Raw genomic sequence first — 23,971 nt, 5'->3', positions numbered from 1 at the left:
GGGTGAACGAGGGCAGCTAACGCACAGGCAGCTTGAAGTATGACGGGTATTGCCCGCGAAATAACTCTTACTCAAGGTAACAATCATGGCAAAAATGGCAGCAGCACTGCACATTCTGGTAAAAGAAGAGAAACTGGCTCAGGACCTGTTAGCACAGCTGGCTGACGGCGCAGATTTTGAGAAGCTGGCGAAGAAGCACTCTACCTGTCCGTCAGGTAAGAAAGGCGGCCACCTCGGTGAGTTCAAACAGGGCGCAATGGTGCCGGCATTCGATAAAGTGGTGTTCTCCTGCCCGCTGATCGAGCCACAGGGCCCGCTGCACACCCAGTTCGGTTACCACATCATTAAAGTGTTGTACCGCAATTAAAAAAAGCGCCAGACGGCGCTTTTTTCGGGCGGATCAGCGATCCGCCCCTACATCGATTTACGCAGAATTAACCCGCTACGGCGATACGTTTCATATCGGTCATGTAGCCACGCAGCTTACGGCCAACCGCTTCGATTTCGTGATGACGAATCGCTTCGTTCACGTCACGCAGCTGAGCGTTATCTACGGTGGTCGCCGTGTTGACGGCTTTGCCCAGATCGCCTGCCTGCAGCGTGGTCATGAACTCTTTCAGCAGCGGTACTGCCGCGTAAGAGAACAGGTAGTTACCGTATTCCGCAGTATCAGAGATAACCACGTTCATTTCGTACAGGCGCTTACGGGCGATAGTGTTAGCAATCAGCGGCAGCTCGTGCAGTGATTCGTAGTAAGCAGACTCTTCGATGATACCGGCAGCAACCATGGTTTCGAATGCCAGCTCAACGCCCGCTTTCACCATGGCGATCATCACAACGCCCTGGTCGAAGTAGTCCTGCTCGGCAATTTTACCTTCGAACTGTGCAGCGTTTTCGAACGCGGTTTTACCGGTCTCTTCACGCCAGCCCAGCAATTTTTTGTCATCGTTTGCCCAGTCAGCCATCATCCCGGAGGAGAACTCACCGGAGATGATATCGTCCATGTGCTTCTGGAACAGCGGGGCCATGATGGTTTTCAGCTGCTCGGACAGTGCGTAAGCACGCAGTTTAGCCGGGTTAGACAGGCGGTCCATCATCAGCGTAATGCCACCCTGCTTCAGGGCTTCGGTGATGGTTTCCCAGCCGAACTGAATCAGTTTTTCTGCGTAGGCTGCATCCGTACCTTCAGCCACCAGCTTGTCGAAGCACAGCAGCGAACCCGCCTGCAGCATACCGCACAGGATGGTCTGCTCACCCATCAGATCGGACTTCACTTCAGCAACGAAGGAGGACTCCAGCACGCCCGCGCGGTGACCGCCGGTTGCTGCTGCCCAGGCTTTAGCAATCGCCATGCCTTCGCCTTTTGGATCGTTTTCCGGGTGAACCGCGATCAGCGTTGGTACGCCGAAACCACGTTTATACTCTTCACGTACTTCAGTACCCGGGCATTTCGGCGCAACCATCACCACGGTAATGTCTTTACGAACCTGCTCGCCCACTTCAACGATGTTGAAACCGTGTGAGTAACCCAGCGCTGCGCCCTCTTTCATCAACGGCTGCACCGCCTGTACCACAGCCGAGTGCTGCTTGTCTGGCGTCAGGTTAACCACCAGGTCGGCCTGTGGGATCAGATCTTCGTAAGTGCCCACTTTGAAGCCATTTTCTGTCGCTTTACGCCATGAAGCACGCTTCTCGGCAATCGCTTCTGCACGCAGAGCGTAAGCAATGTCGAGGCCAGAATCACGCATGTTCAGGCCCTGGTTCAGGCCCTGAGCACCACAGCCAACGATGACGACTTTTTTACCTTTCAGGTAGCTCGCTTCATCAGCAAATTCTTCACGCGCCATAAAGCGGCATTTACCTAATTGCGCCAGCTGGTTGCGCAGGTTCAAAGTGTTGAAATAGTTAGCCATGGGTACTCCGTATGAGGTTGTGATGCGTTTGTCTGTTATCGGGTCTCTCTTTCCGACCCTGTATAAACCCTATCATATGACAGGAAATGCATTGCTGAAATTGATATATTAACAACGTGACGTTGCACTTTTTGCAACATAGCTTTGAGGCCCAAACTGTATGGATCTGCGTGACCTGAAATTGTTTCTCCATCTCGCCGATAGCCGCCATTTTGGCCGCAGCGCAAGGGCGATGCACGTCAGCCCCTCTACGCTGTCACGGCAGATCCAGCGGCTGGAGGAGGACCTCGGGCAGACACTGTTTTTACGCGATAACCGCACGGTAACCCTGACCGATGCCGGTGAGCGCCTGCGCCAGTTCGCTCAGCAAACGCTGTTGCAGTATCAGCAGATGCGCCACGCCATCGGGCAGAATGGCCCGTCACTGAGTGGTGAACTGCGTCTGTTCTGCTCGGTGACCGCCGCTTACAGCCATCTGCCGCCCATCCTTGATCGCTTCCGCGCCGAGCATCCGCTGGTAGAAATCAAACTGACCACCGGGGACGCCGCCGACGCGGTGGAGAAAGTCCAGACCAATGAGGCCGATATTGCCATCGCCGGGCGGCCAGAAACGCTGCCCGGCAGCATTGGTTTTATGCCACTCGGGCTGATCCCGCTGGTGCTGATCGCCCCCGCGCTGCCGTGCCCGGTGCGTAGCCAGGCAACGCAGCCACATCCCGACTGGGCGCAAATCCCATTTATTCTGCCCGCGCAGGGGCCGTCGCGGCGGCGCATTGATTTATGGTTCCGCCATCGCCATATCGCGAACCCACTGATTTACGCTACGGTTTCCGGACATGAGGCGATTGTCTCGATGGTGGCGCTGGGGTGCGGCATCGCACTGCTGCCGGATGTGGTGCTGGAGAACAGTCCGGAGCCAATCCGTAACCGTATTCTGGAGCTGGAAGATGTCGAGATGGTGGCACCGTTTGAACTCGGCGTATGCGTACAAAAAAAGCGGCTCACTGAGCCGCTTATTGATGCTTTCTGGAAACTGCTTTAGCCCGCGAGGAAGAAACGGAAGGCCGGATTATTGGTTTCATCGTGGAAATCATAACCCAGCGCCGCCAGGTGCTCTTCAAACTGCGGCTCGCTGTCGCTCAGCTCAAACGCCGCCAGAACGCGACCGTAGTCAGTACCGTGGCTGCGGTAGTGAAACAATGAGATATTCCAGTGGGTGCCCAGCGTCTGCAGGAAGCGCAGCAGCGCACCGGGCGCCTCCGGGAATTCAAAGCTGAACAGCCGCTCGCGCAGCGGTTTCGACGGTCGCCCGCCGACCATATAGCGCACGTGAAGCTTCGCCATTTCGTCATCGGAGAGATCCACGACTTGATAACCGCCTTCTGACAGCAGCTGCAGGATCTCGTGGCGCTCCTCCATGCCGCGCGTCAGGCGTACGCCAACAAAGATGCAGGCCTCGTCAGCGTTGGCATAGCGATAGTTGAACTCGGTCACCGAACGCCCGCCCAGCAGCTGGCAGAAGCGCAGGAAGCTGCCCTGCTGCTCGGGAATTGTTACGGCCAGTAGCGCTTCACGCTGCTCGCCCAGTTCACAACGCTCGGAAACGTAGCGCAGGCCGTGGAAGTTGACGTTAGCACCGGACAGCACGTGCGCCAGCCGTTCACCCTGGATCTGATGCTGCTGGATATACTTCTTCATCCCCGCCAGCGCCAGCGCGCCGGAAGGCTCCGCCACCGCACGCACATCATCGAACAGATCCTTCATCGCCGCGCAAATGGCATCGCTGTCGACGGTGATGATGTCGTCAAGATACTCCTGGCACAGCCGGAAGGTCTCGCTGCCGATGCGCTTCACCGCCACGCCTTCGGCAAACAGCCCGACGCGTGGTAGATCGACCGGATGCCCGGCATCCAGCGCCGCCTTCAGGCAGGCTGAGTCCGCCGCCTCGACCGCAATCACTTTGATTTGCGGCATCAGCTGTTTGATCAACACCGCCACGCCTGCGGCCAGACCGCCGCCGCCAACCGGTACGAACACGCGGTCAAGATGCGCATCTTGCTGCAGCAGCTCCATCGCCAGTGTGCCCTGCCCGGCAATCACCATCGGATGATCGAAGGGCGGCACAAAGGTGTAACCCTGCTGCTCGGACAGCTCGATGGCTTTCGCTTTCGCTTCATCAAAGTTGGCGCCAAACAGGAAAGCCTCACCGCCAAACGCCCGCACTGCATCAACCTTGATATCTGCAGTGGCGACCGGCATCACAATCAGGGATTTAATTCCTAACTTGCTGGCCGATAACGCTACGCCCTGGGCATGATTGCCCGCCGAAGCGGTAACCACGCCGCGCGCGCGCTGCTCTGCGCTCAGCCCGGCAATCATCGCGTAGGCGCCACGCAGCTTAAAGCTGTGTACCGGCTGGCGATCTTCGCGCTTTACCAGGATGGTATTGCCGAGGCGGGCAGAGATCTTCTCCATCTTTTGCAACGGGGTGACCTGGGCCGCCTCGTACACCGGCGCACGCAGCACCGCACGCAGATACTCTGCGCCACTCGGTTGGTCGGATAGCGGTTGCGACTCAGCCATGTTTGTTAGCCTCCCAGCTTACTCTTATCGCGGACGGCACCTTTGTCGGCGCTGGTTGCCAGGGTGGCATAAGCACGCAGAGCAAAGGAAACCTGACGCTCACGACCGTGTGGCGTATAGGCTTCATCCCCACGTGCTTCTTCTTCCAGACGACGGGCGGCCAGTTCATTGTCCGGCACGGCCAGCTGGATACCACGCTGTGGAATATCGATGTTGATGATGTCGCCATCTTTGACCAGCGCGATGGTGCCGCCGCTCGCCGCTTCCGGCGAAGCATGGCCGATTGACAGACCGGAAGTCCCACCGGAGAAACGACCATCGGTGATCAGCGCACAGGCTTTACCAAGGCCCATTGATTTCAGATAGGTGGTCGGATAGAGCATTTCCTGCATACCCGGGCCGCCTTTTGGCCCTTCGTAGCGGATAACGACAACGTCACCAGCCACCACTTTACCGCCGAGGATCGCAGCAACCGCATCATCCTGGCTTTCATAGACTTTCGCCGGGCCGCTAAACACCAGGCTGCCTTCATCGACGCCCGCGGTTTTAACGATACAGCCGTTTTCAGCGATGTTGCCGTACAGCACCGCCAGGCCGCCGTCCTGACTGAAGGCGAATTCGCGTGAACGAATGCAGCCTTCCTGACGGTCGTCATCCAGCGTGTCCCAACGGGTATCCTGCGAGAATGCCTGAGTGGTACGAATGCCCGCCGGGCCAGCGCGGAACATTTTCTTCACCGCTTCATCTTTGGTCAGCATGATGTCGTACTGATCCAGCGTTTCACGCAGGCTCAGGCCGAGGATGTTGCGCACGCTGTTGTCCAGCAGTCCGGCGCGGTCCAGCTCGCCGAGGATACCGAGTACCCCACCGGCACGGTGAACGTCTTCCATATGGTATTTCTGCGTGCTTGGCGCCACTTTGCACAGGTGCGGAACCAGGCGCGACAAGCGGTCGATGTCGGAGATATCGAAGTCGATTTCGCCTTCCTGCGCGGCAGCCAGCAGGTGCAGAACGGTGTTAGTGGAACCGCCCATGGCGATATCCAGGGTGATGGCGTTTTCAAATGCGGCTCTGCTGGCGATGCTGCGCGGCAGCGCCGTTTCGTCATCCTGCTCGTAGTAACGTTTGGTCAGCTCGACGATGCGGCGGCCAGCATTGAGGAACAGCTCTTTACGGTCAGCGTGCGTCGCCAGCAGCGAGCCGTTACCCGGCTGCGACAGACCCAGCGCTTCGGTCAGGCAGTTCATTGAGTTCGCGGTAAACATCCCTGAACAGGAGCCACAGGTCGGGCAGGCCGAACGCTCAATCTGATCGCTCTCTGCATCGCTGACGTTCGGGTTCGCACCCTGGATCATGGCATCGACGAGGTCGAGCTTGATGATTTTATCAGACAGTTTGGTTTTACCGGCTTCCATCGGGCCGCCGGAAACGAAGATCACCGGAATGTTCAGGCGCAGTGACGCCATCAGCATGCCCGGGGTGATTTTGTCACAGTTAGAGATACACACCATGGCATCGGCACAGTGGGCGTTTACCATGTACTCCACGGAGTCGGCGATCAGCTCACGGGATGGCAGAGAATAGAGCATTCCGCCGTGGCCCATGGCGATACCATCATCCACTGCGATGGTGTTGAACTCTTTCGCCACGCCGCCTGAGGCTTCAATTTCCTCAGCAACCAGCTTACCCAGGTCGCGCAGGTGAACGTGGCCCGGTACAAATTGCGTAAAGGAGTTAACCACGGCGATGATCGGCTTACCGAAATCATCATCGGTCATTCCTGTGGCGCGCCAGAGGGCACGGGCACCGGCCATATTGCGCCCGTGGGTGGTGGTGGCGGAACGGTACTTAGGCATGCTCTATACTCCAGAAATCAGATAGTGCGCAGGCGTCAACTGACGCCTGCGAAAAAAACATTATTGTTATGGGTTAACCGGATCCAACCAGCCCCATTTGTCTTCCGTTTCGCCGGTGAACAGGCCGAAGAAGGCAGACTGGATGCGCTCGGTGACCGGGCCGCGTTTACCCGCGCCAACCTGGATACCGTCAACGCTACGCACCGGAGTGATCTCCGCGGCAGTACCGGACATAAACACTTCGTCAGCCAGATACAGCGATTCACGTGACAGCACCTGCTCACGCACTTCGATTCCCATATCCTGCGCCAGTTTGATGATGGCGTCACGAGTAATACCCGGCAGCGCAGAAGAGGTGAACGGCGGAGTGAACAGAATGCCGTCTTTCACTTCAAACAGGTTCTCACCGGCACCTTCTGAGATATAGCCCTGGGTATCCAGCGCGATCCCTTCCTGGTAGCCGTGGCGGCGCGCTTCGCTACCCACCAGCAGAGAGGAGAGATAGTTACCACCGGCTTTGGCCGCCGTCGGCAGGGTGTTTGGCGCCACGCGGTTCCAGGAAGAGACCATCGCATCGATCCCCTGCTCCAGCGCTTCGGCACCGAGGTAGGCGCCCCATGGGAATGCAGCGATGATCACATCAGTTTCATAACCGTCCGGCGGGTTAACGCCCAGGCCCACGTCACCAACAAATACCAGCGGACGAATATAGGCGCTTTTCAGGTTGTTTTTACGCAGGGTAGCGCGGCAGGCTTCCATCAACTCATCAACGCTCAGGCTGACAGGGAAACGATAGATCTTTGCAGAATCACGCAGGCGCTGCATATGTTCACGATGGCGGAAGACTACTGGTCCTTTGTGAGAGTCATAGCAGCGGACGCCTTCAAACACAGAGGTGCCGTAGTGCAGTGCGTGGGACATGACGCTGACCTTAGCGTCTTCCCATTTAACCATCTCGCCATTGAACCAGATAAAGTCTGCTTTCTTCGTCATTCTTGTTTCCTTGCGCGCTTATGCGCGGATTTGTTGTGTTGTTAATTGTTGGGTCTGAACGCATGCAACGTCCATCAGTTTACTCAACTGCGTTGACAGTAAATCGACAGAGCGCTGGCTGGCAACGGTCATCTCAATATTAATATTGTCACTGTTGACCAACGACGCCATGTTCATCGCGCAGACCTGAAAGCCGCGGTGACGCACGACGCGCAAAATGCGCTCCAGTATTTCCGGGCGAAAGCGCGCTTCGATAGACAATTGATGCTGCATCATGAGGTTTTCTCCATCATTTGTTCGTTGCTGGCACCAGGCGGTACCAGAGGCCAGACGTTCTCAAGCTCATCGATGGCGACGTGGAGCATGTATGGCCCTTCACTGTGCAGCAAAGCGTCTAATGCGGCGTCGACCTGGTCTTTACGGGTAATGCGCTGGCCCGGGATATCAAAAGCGCGGGCCAGCATCAGGAAGTCCGGGTTATCGGACAGATTGGTTTCGCTGTAACGCTCGGCGAAGAACAGCTGCTGCCACTGGCGAACCATGCCAAGGCGCTGGTTATCAAGCAGCACAATTTTAACCGGCAGCTGTTTACGCTTAATGGTGCCAAGCTCCTGCACGTTCATCATGAAGGAACCGTCGCCGGAGACGCAGATAACGGTGTCGTCCGGGCGGGCAACCTGTGCACCCACTGCGGCTGGCAGACCAAAGCCCATGGTGCCCAGACCGCTGGAGGTGATGAAGTTTTCCGGGCGGTTAAAGCTCATATGCTGCGCGGCCCACATCTGGTGCTGACCCACATCGGTGGTCACTACTGCACTTTGCGGTTTACGGTCTGACAACTGTTTCAAGAACAGCGGAGCAAAAATCGCCTCGCCCGGATGGTCGTAGCGCCAGCCGCTTTCGGCTTTCAGCGCCTTCACTTCTTCACGCCACGCCTGAATCTCAACCGGCTGATACAGGTCTGGCAGCAGCTTATTCAGGTCGCCCTGCAGGCCAACGTGCGCGCGGCGCAGTTTGTGAAGCTCAGCCGGGTCGATATCCAGATGGATCACGCTGGCATGCGGCGCGAAGGTGTCCAGCTTACCGGTTACGCGATCGTCAAAGCGCGCGCCTACGGCAATCAGCAGGTCACACTGCTGAACGGCAATATTGGCGGCTTTAGTACCGTGCATGCCCAGCATGCCGAGGTAGCAGGCGTCTTCAGCATCCGGCGTGCCCAAACCTTTCAGCGTGGCAACGGTCGGAATACCGGTCTCTTTAGCGAAAGCGCGCAGGGCGTGAACGGCATCCGCCATCCCGACACCGCCACCCACGTACAGGATCGGTTTTTTTGACTGAGCCAGCAGGTTACGCGCCTGCTGCAATTCAGCGTGCGGGTGCGCCAGCTCCTGCTCTACCGGCAGCAGATGCGCGCTCAGCTCACCGCATGCCAGCTGGATATCCTTAGGGATATCGACCAGTACCGGGCCAGGGCGGCCCGATTTGGCGATGGCGAAGGCCTCTGCCATCACGATCGGTAACTCTTCGAGAGATTCAACGAGGAAACTGTGCTTGGTACAGGCCAGTGACAGGCCGAGCACGTCGATCTCCTGGAAGGCATCGGTGCCCATCACCGCGGAGGAGACCTGCCCGGTGATGGCGACAATCGGCACCGAGTCCAGCATGGCATCAGCCAGGCCGGTGATCAGGTTGGTGGCCCCCGGTCCGGAAGTGGCGATACAGACGCCGACTTTGCCAGTCGCGCGAGCGAATCCGATCGCCGCCATCGCCGCACCCTGCTCGTGGCGGCACAGTAGGTGTTCGACACCGCCGTCATAGAGCGCGTCATAGACCGGCATGATTGCACCACCCGGGTAGCCGAAAACTGTTTCGACACCCTGTGCACGCAAAGCTTGAACCACCCACTGAGCACCATTCATAGTTATTTCCCCGCCCTCTGCTTGGAACAACAGCATATTATTCTACTGTTCATCTTCTGTTCCTCTCTCGTTAATGCCCTGCAAAAAAAAAACCCCCGGACCTTTCGGTGCGGGGGTTCTTTCGAAATCAGGCTTGATTTTTAAGCCTTTCTTTCTCCGAGCGTAGCCCCGCACGGCGTGATAATAATCACGACGACGTTAATAATGACTAGGCTGACGACTCGTAGAAGGGCTTTCATTTGGATACTTAAAATTCGCTTGTTCGAAGTAATGCCTACAGAGTTATCACAGTTTTCGGTTCTGATTCAACTTTTTTCATCATTTAATTTTATGCGGGCAGCCACAGATTCAGAAAAAATTATGGTTTTTCAGTCAATAAGCAAAAGCTGAATGTTTTTCATTAATCACCGGGCGCGATGGCTCCATCTCGCTGCTGAGAAAATAGTCGAGTCCGATCGCAAGGCAATGTTTCTGGCAGTGGAGCCGGGCAAAAACTTTACGGCGCGGCGCGCAAATTCCGTCTTTGCCCGTCGCCGCAAAAAAGCCGGGGGCGCAAAATAGCCGCAACAAGGAGAGTTTATGTCGTTATCTGTTGCCTACACCCGCGCTGCAATCGGCATTCAGGCGCCGCTGGTCACTGTAGAAGTCCACATCAGCAATGGGTTGCCTGCGCTGTCGCTGGTCGGGCTGCCAGAAACCACCGTCAAGGAAGCGCGCGATCGGGTACGCAGCGCAATCCTTAATAGCGGGTTCACCTTCCCGGCTAAGCGTATCACCGTCAATCTGGCGCCTGCTGACCTGCCAAAAGAGGGGGGGCGTTACGATCTTCCCATCGCTATCGCTATTCTCGCCGCTTCTGAGCAGATCCCTGCGGAAAAGCTCACCCGCTATGAGTTCCTCGGCGAACTGGCCCTGACAGGCGCGCTACGCGGCATACAGGGTGCGATTCCCGCCGCAGTGGCCGCGCTGGATGCCCGGCGACAGCTGATCCTCTCGGCCTATAATGAAAATGATGTCGGCCTGATCCAGCATGGCGAGAGCCTGATTGCGACTCACCTGCTGGAGGTTTGTGCTTTTTTGCACGATAAAGGTAAGTTGGAGCACGCCCGCTGCGAGCATCAACCCTCCCCAGCCGAAACGCGCGACCTGAATGAAATTATTGGCCAGGAGCAGGCCAAGCGAGCGCTGGAGGTCACAGCGTCTGGCGGCCATAATCTGCTGCTGATTGGACCGCCGGGGACGGGAAAAACAATGCTGGCATCGCGGCTTAGTGGTCTGATGCCGCCTCTAAGCGATCGTGAGGCCCTTGAGAGTGCAAGTGTAGCTAGTCTCGTGAATAGCGGCGATCTACGCCGTCAGTGGCGCCAGAGGCCTTTCCGCTCCCCTCATCACAGCGCTTCGCTGTATGCGTTAGTGGGCGGTGGCTCTTTGCCGAAGCCCGGGGAGATCTCGCTGGCGCATAACGGCGTGCTGTTTCTGGATGAGCTACCGGAATTTGAGCGGCGCGCGCTGGATGCATTACGTGAGCCGCTGGAGTCAGGGGAGATCAGTATCTCCCGGGCCAAAGCAAAGATTACCTATCCGGCACGTTTTCAATTGATAGCCGCCATGAACCCAAGCCCGACCGGACACTATCTTGGTTCGCACAACCGCTGCTCTCCACAGCAGACGCTGCGCTATCTCAGTCGCCTGTCTGGCCCTTTCCTTGACCGTTTTGATTTATCGCTGGAGGTGCCCCTTCTGCCTCCGGGAACATTGAGTCATCAACGTACTGACAGTGAGTCAAGCCAGCAGGTAAGAGAGCGCGTGCTGGCCGCACGAAATTGTCAGTACGCACGCTGCGGTAAAGTGAATGCCCTAATGAATAACCCAGAAATCCAGCATTACTGTACACTTACCCGAGAGGATGCCGAATGGCTGGAACAGGTGCTGAATCATTTGGGGCTGTCGGTGCGGGCGTGGCAGCGCATACTGAAAGTGGCGCGGACTATTGCCGATCTGGCAGGCGAGCAGGAGATTAACCGGGAACATCTGACTGAAGCTGTAAGCTACCGTGGGATCGATCGTTTAATGATATACCTGCAAAATAACCTGGAATGATGGCAACGAAAAAGGGGCCGAAGCCCCTTTTCTCTTAATCGTCACTATCTGTATAGTCTTCAACACCTTCCATCTGCGGCTTGCCGCCTGAAAGGGTGTGGAAACGTTTAGGACGTTTGATTCGAGTCATATACTTTGACCAGACTTTCTCTGCCTCAGTGTGCGGCTCACGCACACCACGGCACACCTCAATAAACAGACGCTCTTCTTCCGTCGTTGGCTCACGCTTTGCCAGGTCCAACTCGTTAAAAGCGTAACCATAACGCTCAAGAAGTTGGGCTTCTTTGATGGTGAAATCGCCGTGACGGGAGAACCCGCGAGGGTAATGTTTGTTATCAAAAAAACGATTCGTTGTTGCGAAGCTTTCCGCCATTTTACACGCTCCTAACTCTTTTATGGCCGTGCTATTTATGGCGCGGAGTATTAGATAGGCTTGACAGAGTGTAAAACAAAACATTTAAATCATAACGACAAATGTTTTTTAGGAGATGGATGTGGATACGGAATTACTGAAGACCTTTCTTGAAGTGAGCAGAACTCGCCACTTTGGACGTGCCGCTGAAGCACTCTATCTCACGCAATCTGCTGTAAGTTTTCGCATCAGACAGCTTGAAAACCAGCTGGGTGTAAACCTGTTTACCCGCCACCGCAATAACATCAGGCTGACGTCTGCAGGCGAGCGACTCCTCCCCTATGCAGAAAGCCTGATGAGCACCTGGCTGATGGCCAAGAAAGAGGTGGCGCATACACAGCAGCATCACGAGCTGTCGATAGGGGCAAGTGCTTCCATGTGGGAAGCCTACCTGACGCCGTGGCTACAAACCCTGTATGAGAACCGTGAGAGCCTGCATTTAGAGGCACGAGTCGCTCAGCGCCATTTACTGGTCAAGCAACTGCACGAGCGGCAGCTGGACCTGTTAATTACTACTGAAGCACCGAAAATGGACGAGCTGACCAGCCAGCAGATTGGCCATATTTCTCTGACTTTGTTCCGGTCGCGAAAATCGGAGAAAAAAGAGAAATATGACTATATTAAGCTGGAGTGGGGTGCTGATTTCCATCAGCATGAAAGCTATCTGGCAGGGGCAGACGACGTGCCTGTGCTGACGACAACTTCTGCACATTTAACCCGTCAACTGCTGCACACTACCGGAGCCTGCGCATTTTTACCTGAGGTATGGGGTAAAGAGTACAGCGATTTAGTGGTGATCCCGGACACGGCTGTTGTCTCCCGACCGCTGTATGCGGTGTGGTTAGAAAACAGCGATCAGCAGGCCTATATTCGCCAGCTGATAAAATTCCCGGTGAATATTAAAGCATAAATCGTTGTTAAAACGCACAAAAGGGTCAGTTTGCTGGCCTTTTTTTATGGGGAAATTGGGTGAATAACGGACAGGGCAGGAATTTTAGACAAAAAAAATCCTTTGCCGAAGCAAAGGATTGTTTTTATTTGGCAGGGGCGGAGAGACTCGAACTCCCAACACCCGGTTTTGGAGACCGGTGCTCTACCAATTGAACTACGCCCCTAAAAGGGTGGCGGAACGGACGGGGCTCGAACCCGCGACCCCCTGCGTGACAGGCAGGTATTCTAACCAACTGAACTACCGCTCCACCGATTCTGTACTGAATTCAGACGGCGTCTGACTTCAGGTGTTTCGCCCTTACCTTGTCAGGGGTAAGGTCACGACCCGAAAACGGGTCTTAAATTGATGCCTGGCAGTTCCCTACTCTCGCATGGGGAGGCCCCACACTACCATCGGCGCTACGGCGTTTCACTTCTGAGTTCGGCATGGGGTCAGGTGGGACCACCGCGCTAAAGCCGCCAGGCAAATTCTTTGTGCTCTGTCCTGTGTCTTTTGTGCTGATGCTGCGTTGGCCGCGCTCGCAAAGTCAGTCACATACTTCAGTATGCTCCCTCCTTTCCTTCGCTTGCCGCCTTGCCTCAGCGCAAAATCCTTCGGACTTGATTCCGGTAACAGGCTGAAAATCTCTTTTGCGTCTCTCATAACGCACACCAGAACGCTTCTGGCGTTGTAAGGTTAAGCCTCACGGGTCATTAGTACCGGTTAGCTCAACGCATCGCTGCGCTTACACACCCGGCCTATCAACGTCGTAGTCTTCAACGTCCCTTCAGGACTCTCAAGGAGTCAGGGAGAATTCATCTCGAGGCAAGTTTCGCGCTTAGATGCTTTCAGCGCTTATCTTTTCCGCACTTAGCTACCGGGCAATGCCATTGGCATGACAACCCGAACACCAGTGGTGCGTTCACTCCGGTCCTCTCGTACTAGGAGCAACCCCTCTCAATTCTCCAGCGCCCACGGCAGATAGGGACCGAACTGTCTCACGACGTTCTAAACCCAGCTCGCGTACCACTTTAAACGGCGAACAGCCGTACCCTTGGGACCTACTTCAGCCCCAGGATGTGATGAGCCGACATCGAGGTGCCAAACACCGCCGTCGATATGAACTCTTGGGCGGTATCAGCCTGTTATCCCCGGAGTACCTTTTATCCGTTGAGCGATGGCCCTTCCATTCAGAACCACCGGATCACTATGACCTGCTTTCGCACCTGCTCGAGCCGTCACTCTCGCAGTCAAGCTAGCTTATGCCATTGCACTAACCTCACGATGTCCGACCGTGATTAGCTAACCTTCGTGCTCCTCCGTTACTCTTTAGGAGGAGACCGCCCCAGTCAAACTACCCACCAGACACTGTCCCCACGCCGGATCACGGCGCCAGGTTAGAACATCAAACGTTAAAGGGTGGTATTTCAAGGTTGGCTCCACGCAGACTGGCGTCCACGCTTCAAAGCCTCCCACCTATCCTACACATCAAGGCTCAATGTTCAGTGTCAAGCTGTAGTAAAGGTTCACGGGGTCTTTCCGTCTTGCCGCGGGTACACTGCATCTTCACAGCGAGTTCAATTTCACTGAGTCTCGGGTGGAGACAGCCTGGCCATCATTACGCCATTCGTGCAGGTCGGAACTTACCCGACAAGGAATTTCGCTACCTTAGGACCGTTATAGTTACGGCCGCCGTTTACCGGGGCTTCGATCAAGAGCTTCTCCTTGCGGATAACCCCATCAATTAACCTTCCGGCACCGGGCAGGCGTCACACCGTATACGTCCACTTTCGTGTTTGCACAGTGCTGTGTTTTTAATAAACAGTTGCAGCCAGCTGGTATCTTCGACTGCCTTCAGCTCCACCCGCGAGGGGTTTCACCTACCGACAGCGTGCCTTCTCCCGAAGTTACGGCACCATTTTGCCTAGTTCCTTCACCCGAGTTCTCTCAAGCGCCTTGGTATTCTCTACCTGACCACCTGTGTCGGTTTGGGGTACGATTCGATGTTACCTGATGCTTAGAGGCTTTTCCTGGAAGCAGGGCATTTGTTACTTCAGCACCGTAGTGCCTCGTCATCACGCCTCAGCCTTAGAGAGTTCCGGATTTGCCTGGAACTCAAGCCTACACGCTTAAACCGGGACAACCGTCGCCCGGCCAACATAGCCTTCTCCGTCCCCCCTTCGCAGTAACACCGAGTACGGGAATATTAACCCGTTTCCCATCGACTACGCCTTTCGGCCTCGCCTTAGGGGTCGACTCACCCTGCCCCGATTAACGTTGGACAGGAACCCTTGGTCTTCCGGCGAGCGGGCTTTTCACCCGCTTTATCGTTACTTATGTCAGCATTCGCACTTCTGATACCTCCAGCATGCCTCACAGCACACCTTCAACGGCTTACAGAACGCTCCCCTACCCAACAACGCTTACGCGCCGCTGCCGCAGCTTCGGTGCATGGTTTAGCCCCGTTACATCTTCCGCGCAGGCCGACTCGACCAGTGAGCTATTACGCTTTCTTTAAATGATGGCTGCTTCTAAGCCAACATCCTGGCTGTCTGTGCCTTCCCACATCGTTTCCCACTTAACCATGACTTTGGGACCTTAGCTGGCGGTCTGGGTTGTTTCCCTCTTCACGACGGACGTTAGCACCCGCCGTGTGTCTCCCGTGATAACATTCTTCGGTATTCGCAGTTTGCATCGGGTTGGTAAGCCGGGATGGCCCCCTAGCCGAAACAGTGCTCTACCCCCGAAGATGAGTTCACGAGGCGCTACCTAAATAGCTTTCGGGGAGAACCAGCTATCTCCCGGTTTGATTGGCCTTTCACCCCCAGCCACAAGTCATCCGCTAATTTTTCAACATTAGTCGGTTCGGTCCTCCAGTTAGTGTTACCCAACCTTCAACCTGCCCATGGCTAGATCACCGGGTTTCGGGTCTATACCCTGCAACTTAACGCCCAGTTAAGACTCGGTTTCCCTGCGGCTCCCCTATACGGTTAACCTTGCTACAGAATATAAGTCGCTGACCCATTATACAAAAGGTACGCAGTCACACCACGAAGGTGCTCCCACTGCTTGTACGTACACGGTTTCAGGTTCTGTTTCACTCCCCTCGCCGGGGTTCTTTTCGCCTTTCCCTCACGGTACTGGTTCACTATCGGTCAGTCAGGAGTATTTAGCCTTGGAGGATGGTCCCCCCATATTCAGACAGGATGTCACGTGTCCCGCCCTACTCATCGAACTCACAGCGAGTGCATTTTTGTGTACGGGAGTATCACCCTGTACCCTGCGACTTTCCAGACGCTTCCACTAATGCACAAGCTGATTCAGGTTCTGGGCTGTTCCCCGTTCGCTCGCCGCTACTGGGGGAATCTCGGTTGATTTCTTTTCCTCGGGGTACTTAGATGTTTCAGTTCCCCCGGTTCGCCTCATGCCACTATGTATTCATGACATGATAGTGTGACGTATCACACTGGGTTTCCCCATTCGGGTATCGTCGGTTATTGCGGTTCATATCACCTTACCGACGCTTATCGCAGATTAGCACGCCCTTCATCGCCTCTGACTGCCTAGGCATCCACCGTGTACGCTTAGTCGCTTAACCTCACAACCCACAAGCGTCCCGAAGGACGGCATGCTGTCGTGAGCATTTGAGAGACTCGAACGCATCGTTAACTTCATTCTTATTACGGAGAATGAATACGACGCGTCGTTTCAATTTTCAGCTTGTTCCGGATTGTTAAAGAGCAAATATCTCAAACGTGACTCCAAAAAGTCAGTTTTGAGATACGGTGATAACGACTTTCACTTCGTTACCGGTATGGCGTCCCCAAGGGGATTCGAACCCCTGTTACAGCCGTGAAAGGGCAGTGTCCTGGGCCTCTAGACGATGGGGACTCTGATACTACATTTTGCTCGTTACGTTCATCAGACAATCTGTGTGAGCACTACGCGGGAAGGTATCTTCAGGTAAGGAGGTGATCCAACCGCAGGTTCCCCTACGGTTACCTTGTTACGACTTCACCCCAGTCATGAATCACAAAGTGGTAAGCGCCCTCCCGAAGGTTAAGCTACCTACTTCTTTTGCAACCCACTCCCATGGTGTGACGGGCGGTGTGTACAAGGCCCGGGAACGTATTCACCGTAGCATTCTGATCTACGATTACTAGCGATTCCGACTTCACGGAGTCGAGTTGCAGACTCCGATCCGGACTACGACGCACTTTATGAGGTCCGCTTGCTCTCGCGAGGTCGCTTCTCTTTGTATGCGCCATTGTAGCACGTGTGTAGCCCTGGCCGTAAGGGCCATGATGACTTGACGTCATCCCCACCTTCCTCCGGTTTATCACCGGCAGTCTCCTTTGAGTTCCCGACATTACTCGCTGGCAACAAAGGATAAGGGTTGCGCTCGTTGCGGGACTTAACCCAACATTTCACAACACGAGCTGACGACAGCCATGCAGCACCTGTCTCACGGTTCCCGAAGGCACTAAGGCATCTCTGCCAAATTCCGTGGATGTCAAGGCCAGGTAAGGTTCTTCGCGTTGCATCGAATTAAACCACATGCTCCACCGCTTGTGCGGGCCCCCGTCAATTCATTTGAGTTTTAACCTTGCGGCCGTACTCCCCAGGCGGTCGACTTAACGCGTTAGCTCCGGAAGCCACGCCTCAAGGGCACAACCTCCAAGTCGACATCGTTTACGGCGTGGACTACCAGGGTATCTAATCCTGTTTGCTCCCCACGCTTTCGCACCTGAGCGTCAGTCTTTGTCCAGGGGGCCGCCTTCGCCACCGGTATTCCTCCAGATCTCTACGCATTTCACCGCTACACCTGGAATTCTACCCCCCTCTACAAGACTCTAGCCTGCCAGTTTCGAATGCAGTTCCCAGGTTGAGCCCGGGGATTTCACATCCGACTTGACAGACCGCCTGCGTGCGCTTTACGCCCAGTAATTCCGATTAACGCTTGCACCCTCCGTATTACCGCGGCTGCTGGCACGGAGTTAGCCGGTGCTTCTTCTGCGGGTAACGTCAATCGACGAAGCTATTAACTCCATCGCCTTCCTCCCCACTGAAAGTACTTTACAACCCGAAGGCCTTCTTCATACACGCGGCATGGCTGCATCAGGCTTGCGCCCATTGTGCAATATTCCCCACTGCTGCCTCCCGTAGGAGTCTGGACCGTGTCTCAGTTCCAGTGTGGCTGGTCATCCTCTCAGACCAGCTAGGGATCGTCGCCTAGGTGAGCCGTTACCCCACCTACTAGCTAATCCCATCTGGGCACATCCGATGGTGTGAGGCCCGAAGGTCCCCCACTTTGGTCCGAAGACGTTATGCGGTATTAGCTACCGTTTCCAGTAGTTATCCCCCTCCATCGGGCAGTTTCCCAGACATTACTCACCCGTCCGCCACTCGTCACCCAAGAGCAAGCTCTCTGTGCTACCGTTCGACTTGCATGTGTTAGGCCTGCCGCCAGCGTTCAATCTGAGCCATGATCAAACTCTTCAATTAAAAGTTCGATTTGCTGAAACAAGTTCAGCTGTGCTCATCTGTAAAACGTCATAATGAATTTCATTATGTGTTCACTCGTGAGGCTTGATATTTTTTACGTCCGGAGACGTTGATATCAATCCTGCGAGTGCCCACACAGATTGTCTGATAAATTGTTAAAGAGCGTTGCGAGCAGTGCCGAAGCATCCTGTCGCGAGGTGGCGTATATTACGCTTTCCTCCTTCGGAGTCAACTTCTTTTTGAGAAGTTTTTCCGGCGGTTCAGAACTTCCTGAACCTCTCAACACGCTGGCCTGTAAGCCGTTGTTCCGTGTCAGTGGAGGCGCATTATAGGGAATTTCTGGAGGCTGACAAGGGCAAATCGCAAAAAACTTTTTGAGTGCTGTTTTTTTGCTCTAAACACCCTTAAACAGCCAGTTTTTCGAGCTTTTCGAAGCCATAACGCTGTAAAACGGGCATTAATTGCACAGCTTGTTCAGTAATATCCATACAGAAAGCGATATTGGCATCCGCGGAAACGGCATGCGGGGATACATTTTCCAGTAACCAGACGGTGCGTCGCGCAATCGCCGCGCCAGAATCTATTAAACGCGTCCCTTCCGGCAGCACCTGTTGCAGCTCTTCGCTAATAAGAGGGAAGTGGGTACAGCCCAGCACCACCGTATCCGGTGGCTCCTGCATCCGCAGCCACGGCTGCAGAACGCGCTTCACTTCTTCTATTGCTACCGGTTGCCCATGCAGTTTTGCTTCCGCCAGCGCCACCAGTTCTGACGAACCGATCATCTCCGTTTTGCATTCGCTACCGAAGCGCGCAACCAGCTCATGAGTATAAGGGCGTTTCACGGTGCCGCGCGTTGCCAGCAGGCCAACGACACCGTTACGCGTCAGGCGTGCGGCAGGTTTAATGGCAGGTACGACGCCCACCACCGGAAATTCAAAGCGTGCGCGCAGGGCCGGCAGCGTCACGGTACTTGCCGAGTTACAGGCGATAACCACTAACGCAAGAGGATAGAGGCGGGTGACCGCTTCAACGATAGCGAGCACGCGCTCAACGATAAACTCTTCCGACTTCTCGCCATAAGGAAAGGCAACGTTGTCGAAAGCGTAGAGATAATGGAGGTCCGGCAGCAATTTGCGGATCTCATCATAGACTGAAAGCCCACCGACGCCGGAGTCAAACACCAGCACGGTGGGGCGTTCTTTAGAAGTTGTAGCTGCCGCTGAGGTAGTATTCCCGTCCAGGGGTTTCATAACCATACGCTGTCTCGTAATCTTTATCGAACAGGTTGGCAATTCTACCACGAACGGTGAGATGGGATGTGACCGGATACGAAACTGCAAGATCCCACAGGCTTACGCCGCCCATTTTTACACGCGGGCTTGGATAAACGCTGTAGTCGGTATCATAGCGCTGACCGAGATACTGATAGCTCAGGGACCAGTCAAACTCCGCCACGGCCCAGTCCAGCTGATATTTAACCTGCTGTTTAGCACGGCGCGCCAGCACTTCATTGGTCACGGCATTACGCGGGTCAAGATAGTCGTAAGATAGGGTATGCGCCAGTGGACCGGTATCAAAGGACGCCGTCGCCTCCACACCTTTAATACGCGCTTTCTTAATATTGCTGTAATGCGAGGTGGAATCGAAATCGATCAAATCATCGATATCGTTACGATAGCCGGAAAAACGCCAGTTTACCGGCCCGGTTAACCCTTCAAAGCCCCCTTCCCACTGCTTGCTTTTCTCAGGCTGCAGATCGCGATTACCGTAGCTTTCGCTGTAAACCTGATTGAGGTTAGGAGCCTTAAAAGCAGTACCGTAGGAAGCAAACACGCTGTAGCCATCGACAAACTCCCAGGCCGCGCTGCTCTGCCAGGTGTTATGCCAGCCAAAAGCATTATTGTCATCGCCGCGCACCGCGCCTTCCAGCGTCACGCTACCCAGTTTCTGCTGTGTGGTGGCGTAGATGCCGGTGTTACGCTGCTCCTGGCCCGCCGCAACATAATTAGTGCCAGGTTCTGATGTCTGCTTCTGCCAGTCAACGCCGCCGCTAACCGTACCATAACCGGCCGCCAGCGTATTACCCCACTGCAAGTTGTATTGCTGCACATCATCTAACGTCGAGGCCGGGCCATAGCGCCCTTTTGACGGGTCAAAGTTGAGATCTTTCGTGTGGCTGTAGCTGGCAATCAGCTGTGAGGAGTAAATCCCGCGGTTGAAACGCAGCCCGGTATCCCAGCTTTGGCTATAGAGCTGGCGGGTATCCGGCATGCCCAATAAAGCGAAGGAGGAACTGTCGTAGACCAGTGAACCATCATAGTCAGAGCGGTTGTCAAAGCCATAACCACGGAAAAATCCGCTGAACTCATCATTAAACTGATGCTCCACGTTCCCGTACAGGGATTTACTCATAAAGCCATCGCGATCCGGCTGGGCAGGGTCACCGAATGCATTCGGGTATCCAGCCACCACATCGTAGCCTTTGGTATAGGTGTAGCTGCCGGCCAGCGTCACCAGGGTATTTTCCCCCAGGCGCTGCTGCGTGGAACCGTCATAGGACTGATAGCCATTTGAACCGATACCGGCGTTCAGCGTGGTACCCGGCTTATCACGTCCGGTAATGATGTTAATCACGCCACCAATCGCGTCAGAGCCATAGACGGCTGAGCGCGCCCCGCGCACATATTCAATGCGCTGAACCAGAGAAACCGGGATCTGGCTGAGATCGGACGCACCGCTAATGCCCGCCTGATTCAGGCGAATACCATCAATCAGCACCAGCACGTGGTTAGAGTTGGTTCCGCGGATAAACAGCGAGCTTTGCTGGCCCATTCCGCCGTTCTGAGCGATATTGACGCCGGGCAAGCGGCGCATCACATCCGTCAGCGTTTTCGACTGCCAGCGGTCGATCTGCTCTTTTATGACGACCGTCGTGGGTGCCAGCACGGAAGAGACGGGTTGTGCAAAACGATTCGCTGTCACCACCTGCGTCTCTTCATTACTGACTTGTGCAAAGCCGTTTTGCGCCCAGAGGGAAATCGCCGTAGCGCTAAACGCCAGCAGCGTGTTTTTTGTTGTTATCATGACCAAGCATCCAATAGAAGTGCAGGATGCCGCAGGCATACGATCGATAGCACGCGATGATCGTAAGAAATGCGACGTTAACCCGGCAGGTCTTCGGGCTCAGAATCGTTAGGTGGCAATGACTTCCCGTCCTGAGACAGTGTCTGCGTTACGCTATTGTCACGACATTCTTTACCGCTGCGCGTCAGCTCCAGATTTGCACTGGATTCCCTTTTAACTCGCGGGGAGGCCGGAGCCGCAGTTTAAGTTCAATAAAATTAGAAATCCAGATATCCAGACATCCATAAATGACGATTTTTGCACAATACTGGACATGAGTTAAAGAATCCCTACAATCGCCCGGCTATCACCGCCAAATATTCAGGAATAACCATGACGCCCGAACAGCTGCCTATTGAACAATACGATGACCAACTCGCCGAGAAAGTGACACGTCTGACGTCGATGATGTCCGTGTTTAACGCTCCCGAGGTCGAAGTCTTCCGTTCACCGGTGAGCCACTATCGGATGCGCGCCGAATTCCGCGTCTGGCATGACGGTGATGACCTCTACCACATCATTTTCGATCAGGAGACGCGCGATCGCATCCGCGTCGACAGCTTCCCGGCAGCCAGCGAGCTGATTAACCGCCTGATGCCGCGCCTGATTGCCGCTGCCCGAGAGCAGCACGTTCTGCGCTTTAAGCTGTTCCAGATTGACTATCTGTCAACGGTCAGCGGCCAGATCGTGGTCTCCCTGCTGTATCACCGCAAACTGGATGAAGAGTGGCAGCAGGCCGCCAGCGCTCTGCGCGACGCGCTGCGTGCCGAAGGGTTTGATCTGCATCTGATTGGCCGCGCCACCAAGACTAAAATCTGCCTCGACCGCGACTATGTCGACGAGCGTCTGACTATCGACGGGCGCGAGATGATCTACCGCCAGGTGGAGAACAGCTTCACTCAGCCGAATGCGGCAATGAATGTGCAGATGCTGGAGTGGGCGCTGGATACCACGCGCAATTCAAGCGGTGACCTGCTGGAGCTGTACTGCGGCAATGGCAACTTCTCACTGGCGCTGGCGCGCAACTTCCGTCGGGTGCTGGCGACCGAGATCGCCAAGCCTTCCGTCGCCTCTGCGCAGTACAATATCGCGGTGAACCAGATCGATAACGTGCAGATCATTCGCATGGCGGCAGAAGAGTTTACCCAGGCGATGAACGGCGAAAGGAGCTTCAGAAGGTTGGAAGGGATCGATCTGACCAGCTACGAGTGCGAAACCATCTTCGTCGACCCACCGCGCAGCGGTCTGGATGAGGAAACGGTGAAGATGGTGCAGGCTTATCCACGCATCCTGTATATCTCCTGCAACCCGCAGACGCTGTGTGATAACCTCGCCACGCTGTCGGCTACGCATGAGGTGACGCGCCTGGCGCTGTTCGACCAGTTCCCGTATACCCATCATATGGAGTGCGGCGTGCTATTGACTCGCCGCTGATAAATGATTGTCGGGCGACGCCTGTCGCCCGGCTGTATTCAGCTAACTTTACGTGCTCGCCACTTCATCGCGATCCAGAACACCACTACCACCATCAGCACGGTCGGCACAAAATTCGAACCGATATCAGGGTATTCCGCCCGCACCATTGCGCTATACAGCAGAATACCAAGCAGGAAAAACGCAGCGGCCAGCGAAGGCATCCCGTCCGGCATTGCACGGTTCAGATAGCGCTGATGCAGGCACCAGGCAGCAAGGCACAGCGTGATGAGCGGGAAGATAGAAAATGGTACCAGTGAACTGAACAGTACCGAAAATGAACCGTTGAGTGAAAGCCCGGCAATAAAGGTCAGCAGTAGCGTTCCCTTGTCCCGGCTCGTAGCTAAATTCATGTCACCACCCTTTTAGTCTTTGGATTCCAGCGTCACCGCCAGCCTCTCCTGTTCACGACGATACCAGTAGTACGCCCCTTTCGAGATCATCCGCAGCTGCAGCACCAGTCGTTCTTCCAGCTGGCGGCGCTGTTCAGCGTCAATATCCAGCGCTTCCGCACCGGCATTAAACACAATAATGACCATCGCTTCCGCCTGCGCTTCAGTAAAGCTGCGCGGCATGCGGTTTTCTATTTCCAGATAGTCGGCCAGTTCGGCGATAAAGTGCTGAATTTCACGCGCCACCGCAGCACGAAATGCAGCGGAGGTTCCTGAACGTTCACGCAGTAACAGGCGAAAGGCATTTGGGTTATCGCCGATAAATTCCATAAAGGTGGAGACGGAAGTGCGGATCACGCTGCCACCTTTGGCAATACGCTGACGCGCCTGGCGCATCAACTGACGCAGCATCAGGCCGCTCTCATCCACCATGGTCAGCCCTAATTCATCTACATCACGAAAGTGACGATAAAATGACGTTGGGGCGATACCGGCTTCGCGGGCAACTTCCCTCAGGCTAAGGCTGGCGAAACTCCGCTCGGCGCTTAATTGACTAAACGCCGCTTCGATAAGTGTACGCCGTGTACGTTCTTTTTGCTGCGCTCTGACGCCCATATTAGTGCCTGTTTTGCCTGCAAGGGGGCACTATAGCAAAAATTTCAGCGTACAGTGGGCCAAACTTTGTGAACGCCTGTTAACCCTGTAATTTGGCAATTGATGGCAAAAAATACGGTTACAATTGGGAACTGCGCGCTGAGATGTTAGAATCTC

General features: G+C 55.1%; 17 protein-coding genes, 3 tRNA genes, 3 rRNA genes and 1 riboswitch. Of the genes, 5 read left to right on the top strand and 18 right to left on the bottom strand.

All coding sequences use genetic code 11. The features are described 5' to 3' along the window. Positions 1–85: 85 nt before the first annotated feature. Positions 86–367, top strand: a complete 282-nt coding sequence (gene ppiC, locus J2Y91_RS08890) for a peptidylprolyl isomerase PpiC (protein WP_048914341.1) — start codon at positions 86–88, stop codon at positions 365–367. A gap of 67 nt (positions 368–434) precedes the next feature. On the opposite strand, the gene ilvC is transcribed toward ppiC, so the two are convergent. Next, positions 435–1,913 (bottom strand): ketol-acid reductoisomerase, encoded by a 1,479-nt coding sequence (gene ilvC, locus J2Y91_RS08885; protein WP_048914340.1) that lies wholly within the window; start codon positions 1,911–1,913, stop codon positions 435–437. 160 nt (positions 1,914–2,073) lie between these two features. Here ilvC and ilvY point away from each other — a divergent pair, with 160 nt between their 5' ends. Then, positions 2,074–2,955, top strand: a complete 882-nt coding sequence (gene ilvY / locus J2Y91_RS08880) for an HTH-type transcriptional activator IlvY (protein WP_048914339.1) — start codon at positions 2,074–2,076, stop codon at positions 2,953–2,955. On the opposite strand, the gene ilvA is transcribed toward ilvY, so the two are convergent. From ilvA to ilvL, 6 genes are all read right to left on the bottom strand, one after another. Beyond that, positions 2,952–4,496 (bottom strand): threonine ammonia-lyase, biosynthetic, encoded by a 1,545-nt coding sequence (gene ilvA / locus J2Y91_RS08875; protein ID WP_048914338.1) that lies wholly within the window; start codon positions 4,494–4,496, stop codon positions 2,952–2,954. The genes ilvY and ilvA overlap by 4 nt on opposite strands. A gap of 5 nt (positions 4,497–4,501) precedes the next feature. Next, positions 4,502–6,352 carry a dihydroxy-acid dehydratase gene (gene ilvD / locus J2Y91_RS08870; protein ID WP_048914337.1) on the bottom strand — a complete coding sequence of 617 codons (1,851 nt, stop codon included), beginning with the start codon at positions 6,350–6,352 and terminating at the stop codon, positions 4,502–4,504. Positions 6,353–6,418: 66 nt separating this feature from the next. Further along, positions 6,419–7,345, bottom strand: a complete 927-nt coding sequence (locus tag J2Y91_RS08865; protein WP_048914336.1) for a branched-chain amino acid transaminase — start codon at positions 7,343–7,345, stop codon at positions 6,419–6,421. An 18-nt stretch (positions 7,346–7,363) separates the two neighbouring features. Continuing rightward, entirely contained in the window at positions 7,364–7,621 is a 258-nt protein-coding gene (ilvM, locus tag J2Y91_RS08860; RefSeq protein ID WP_048914335.1) for an acetolactate synthase 2 small subunit, read from the bottom strand. Continuing rightward, a complete protein-coding gene (gene ilvG / locus J2Y91_RS08855; RefSeq protein WP_048914344.1) occupies positions 7,618–9,264 on the bottom strand; it encodes an acetolactate synthase 2 catalytic subunit in 1,647 nt (548 codons plus the stop codon). The genes ilvM and ilvG overlap by 4 nt, the downstream gene beginning before the upstream one ends. 140 nt (positions 9,265–9,404) lie before the next feature. Continuing rightward, positions 9,405–9,503, bottom strand: coding sequence for an ilv operon leader peptide (gene ilvL, locus J2Y91_RS08850; RefSeq protein ID WP_071822090.1), 99 nt, complete (start codon positions 9,501–9,503; stop codon positions 9,405–9,407). A gap of 340 nt (positions 9,504–9,843) precedes the next feature. Here ilvL and J2Y91_RS08845 point away from each other — a divergent pair, with 340 nt between their 5' ends. Then, complete coding sequence (locus J2Y91_RS08845; protein ID WP_133622274.1) at positions 9,844–11,364, top strand: YifB family Mg chelatase-like AAA ATPase; 1,521 nt, start codon at positions 9,844–9,846, stop codon at positions 11,362–11,364. A gap of 34 nt (positions 11,365–11,398) precedes the next feature. Here J2Y91_RS08845 and J2Y91_RS08840 read toward each other — a convergent pair whose 3' ends face one another. Next, the gene (locus J2Y91_RS08840; protein WP_048914333.1) at positions 11,399–11,737 is read right to left on the bottom strand and encodes a MaoP family protein; all 339 of its coding nucleotides are present in this window, start codon (positions 11,735–11,737) and stop codon (positions 11,399–11,401) included. Between the two features lie 121 nt (positions 11,738–11,858). Between J2Y91_RS08840 and hdfR the strand changes: the two genes are divergently transcribed. Beyond that, positions 11,859–12,686: an HTH-type transcriptional regulator HdfR gene (gene hdfR / locus J2Y91_RS08835; protein WP_133622275.1), complete on the top strand. Its 828-nt coding sequence runs from the start codon at positions 11,859–11,861 to the stop codon at positions 12,684–12,686. A gap of 129 nt (positions 12,687–12,815) precedes the next feature. On the opposite strand, the gene J2Y91_RS08830 is transcribed toward hdfR, so the two are convergent. From J2Y91_RS08830 to btuB, 8 genes are all read right to left on the bottom strand, one after another. Then, positions 12,816–12,891 (bottom strand) — tRNA-Trp (locus J2Y91_RS08830). 7 nt (positions 12,892–12,898) lie between these two features. Next, positions 12,899–12,975 (bottom strand) — tRNA-Asp (locus J2Y91_RS08825). A 100-nt stretch (positions 12,976–13,075) separates the two neighbouring features. Further along, positions 13,076–13,191, bottom strand: a 5S ribosomal RNA gene (gene rrf, locus J2Y91_RS08820). 208 nt (positions 13,192–13,399) lie between these two features. Beyond that, positions 13,400–16,305 (bottom strand): 23S ribosomal RNA (locus J2Y91_RS08815). 217 nt (positions 16,306–16,522) lie between these two features. Further along, positions 16,523–16,598 (bottom strand) — tRNA-Glu (locus J2Y91_RS08810). A 73-nt stretch (positions 16,599–16,671) separates the two neighbouring features. Continuing rightward, a 16S ribosomal RNA gene (locus tag J2Y91_RS08805) occupies positions 16,672–18,212 on the bottom strand. Together the 16S, 23S and 5S rRNA genes with 3 tRNA genes alongside form the textbook arrangement of a ribosomal RNA operon. A 404-nt stretch (positions 18,213–18,616) precedes the next feature. Then, positions 18,617–19,468: a glutamate racemase gene (gene murI / locus J2Y91_RS08800; RefSeq protein ID WP_048914303.1), complete on the bottom strand. Its 852-nt coding sequence runs from the start codon at positions 19,466–19,468 to the stop codon at positions 18,617–18,619. Beyond that, positions 19,413–21,296 (bottom strand): TonB-dependent vitamin B12 receptor BtuB, encoded by a 1,884-nt coding sequence (btuB, locus tag J2Y91_RS08795; protein ID WP_253537889.1) that lies wholly within the window; start codon positions 21,294–21,296, stop codon positions 19,413–19,415. The genes murI and btuB overlap by 56 nt, the downstream gene beginning before the upstream one ends. Positions 21,297–21,363: 67 nt before the next feature. After that, positions 21,364–21,545, bottom strand: a riboswitch (cobalamin riboswitch). Positions 21,546–21,668: 123 nt separating this feature from the next. Between btuB and trmA the strand changes: the two genes are divergently transcribed. Beyond that, positions 21,669–22,769, top strand: coding sequence for a tRNA (uridine(54)-C5)-methyltransferase TrmA (gene trmA / locus J2Y91_RS08790; RefSeq protein WP_253537886.1), 1,101 nt, complete (start codon positions 21,669–21,671; stop codon positions 22,767–22,769). 38 nt (positions 22,770–22,807) lie between these two features. On the opposite strand, the gene J2Y91_RS08785 is transcribed toward trmA, so the two are convergent. After that, positions 22,808–23,161: a YijD family membrane protein gene (locus J2Y91_RS08785; RefSeq protein WP_048914300.1), complete on the bottom strand. Its 354-nt coding sequence runs from the start codon at positions 23,159–23,161 to the stop codon at positions 22,808–22,810. 12 nt (positions 23,162–23,173) lie between these two features. Beyond that, complete coding sequence (fabR, locus tag J2Y91_RS08780) at positions 23,174–23,815, bottom strand: HTH-type transcriptional repressor FabR (protein ID WP_048914299.1); 642 nt, start codon at positions 23,813–23,815, stop codon at positions 23,174–23,176. Between the last annotated feature and the right edge of the window lie 156 nt (positions 23,816–23,971).

The organism is Erwinia aphidicola, assembly GCF_024169515.1.
Lineage (GTDB): Bacteria > Pseudomonadota > Gammaproteobacteria > Enterobacterales > Enterobacteriaceae > Erwinia > Erwinia aphidicola.
Note: the sequence above shows the minus strand (reverse complement) of the source record. Positions and strands in the feature narration are given on the sequence as shown.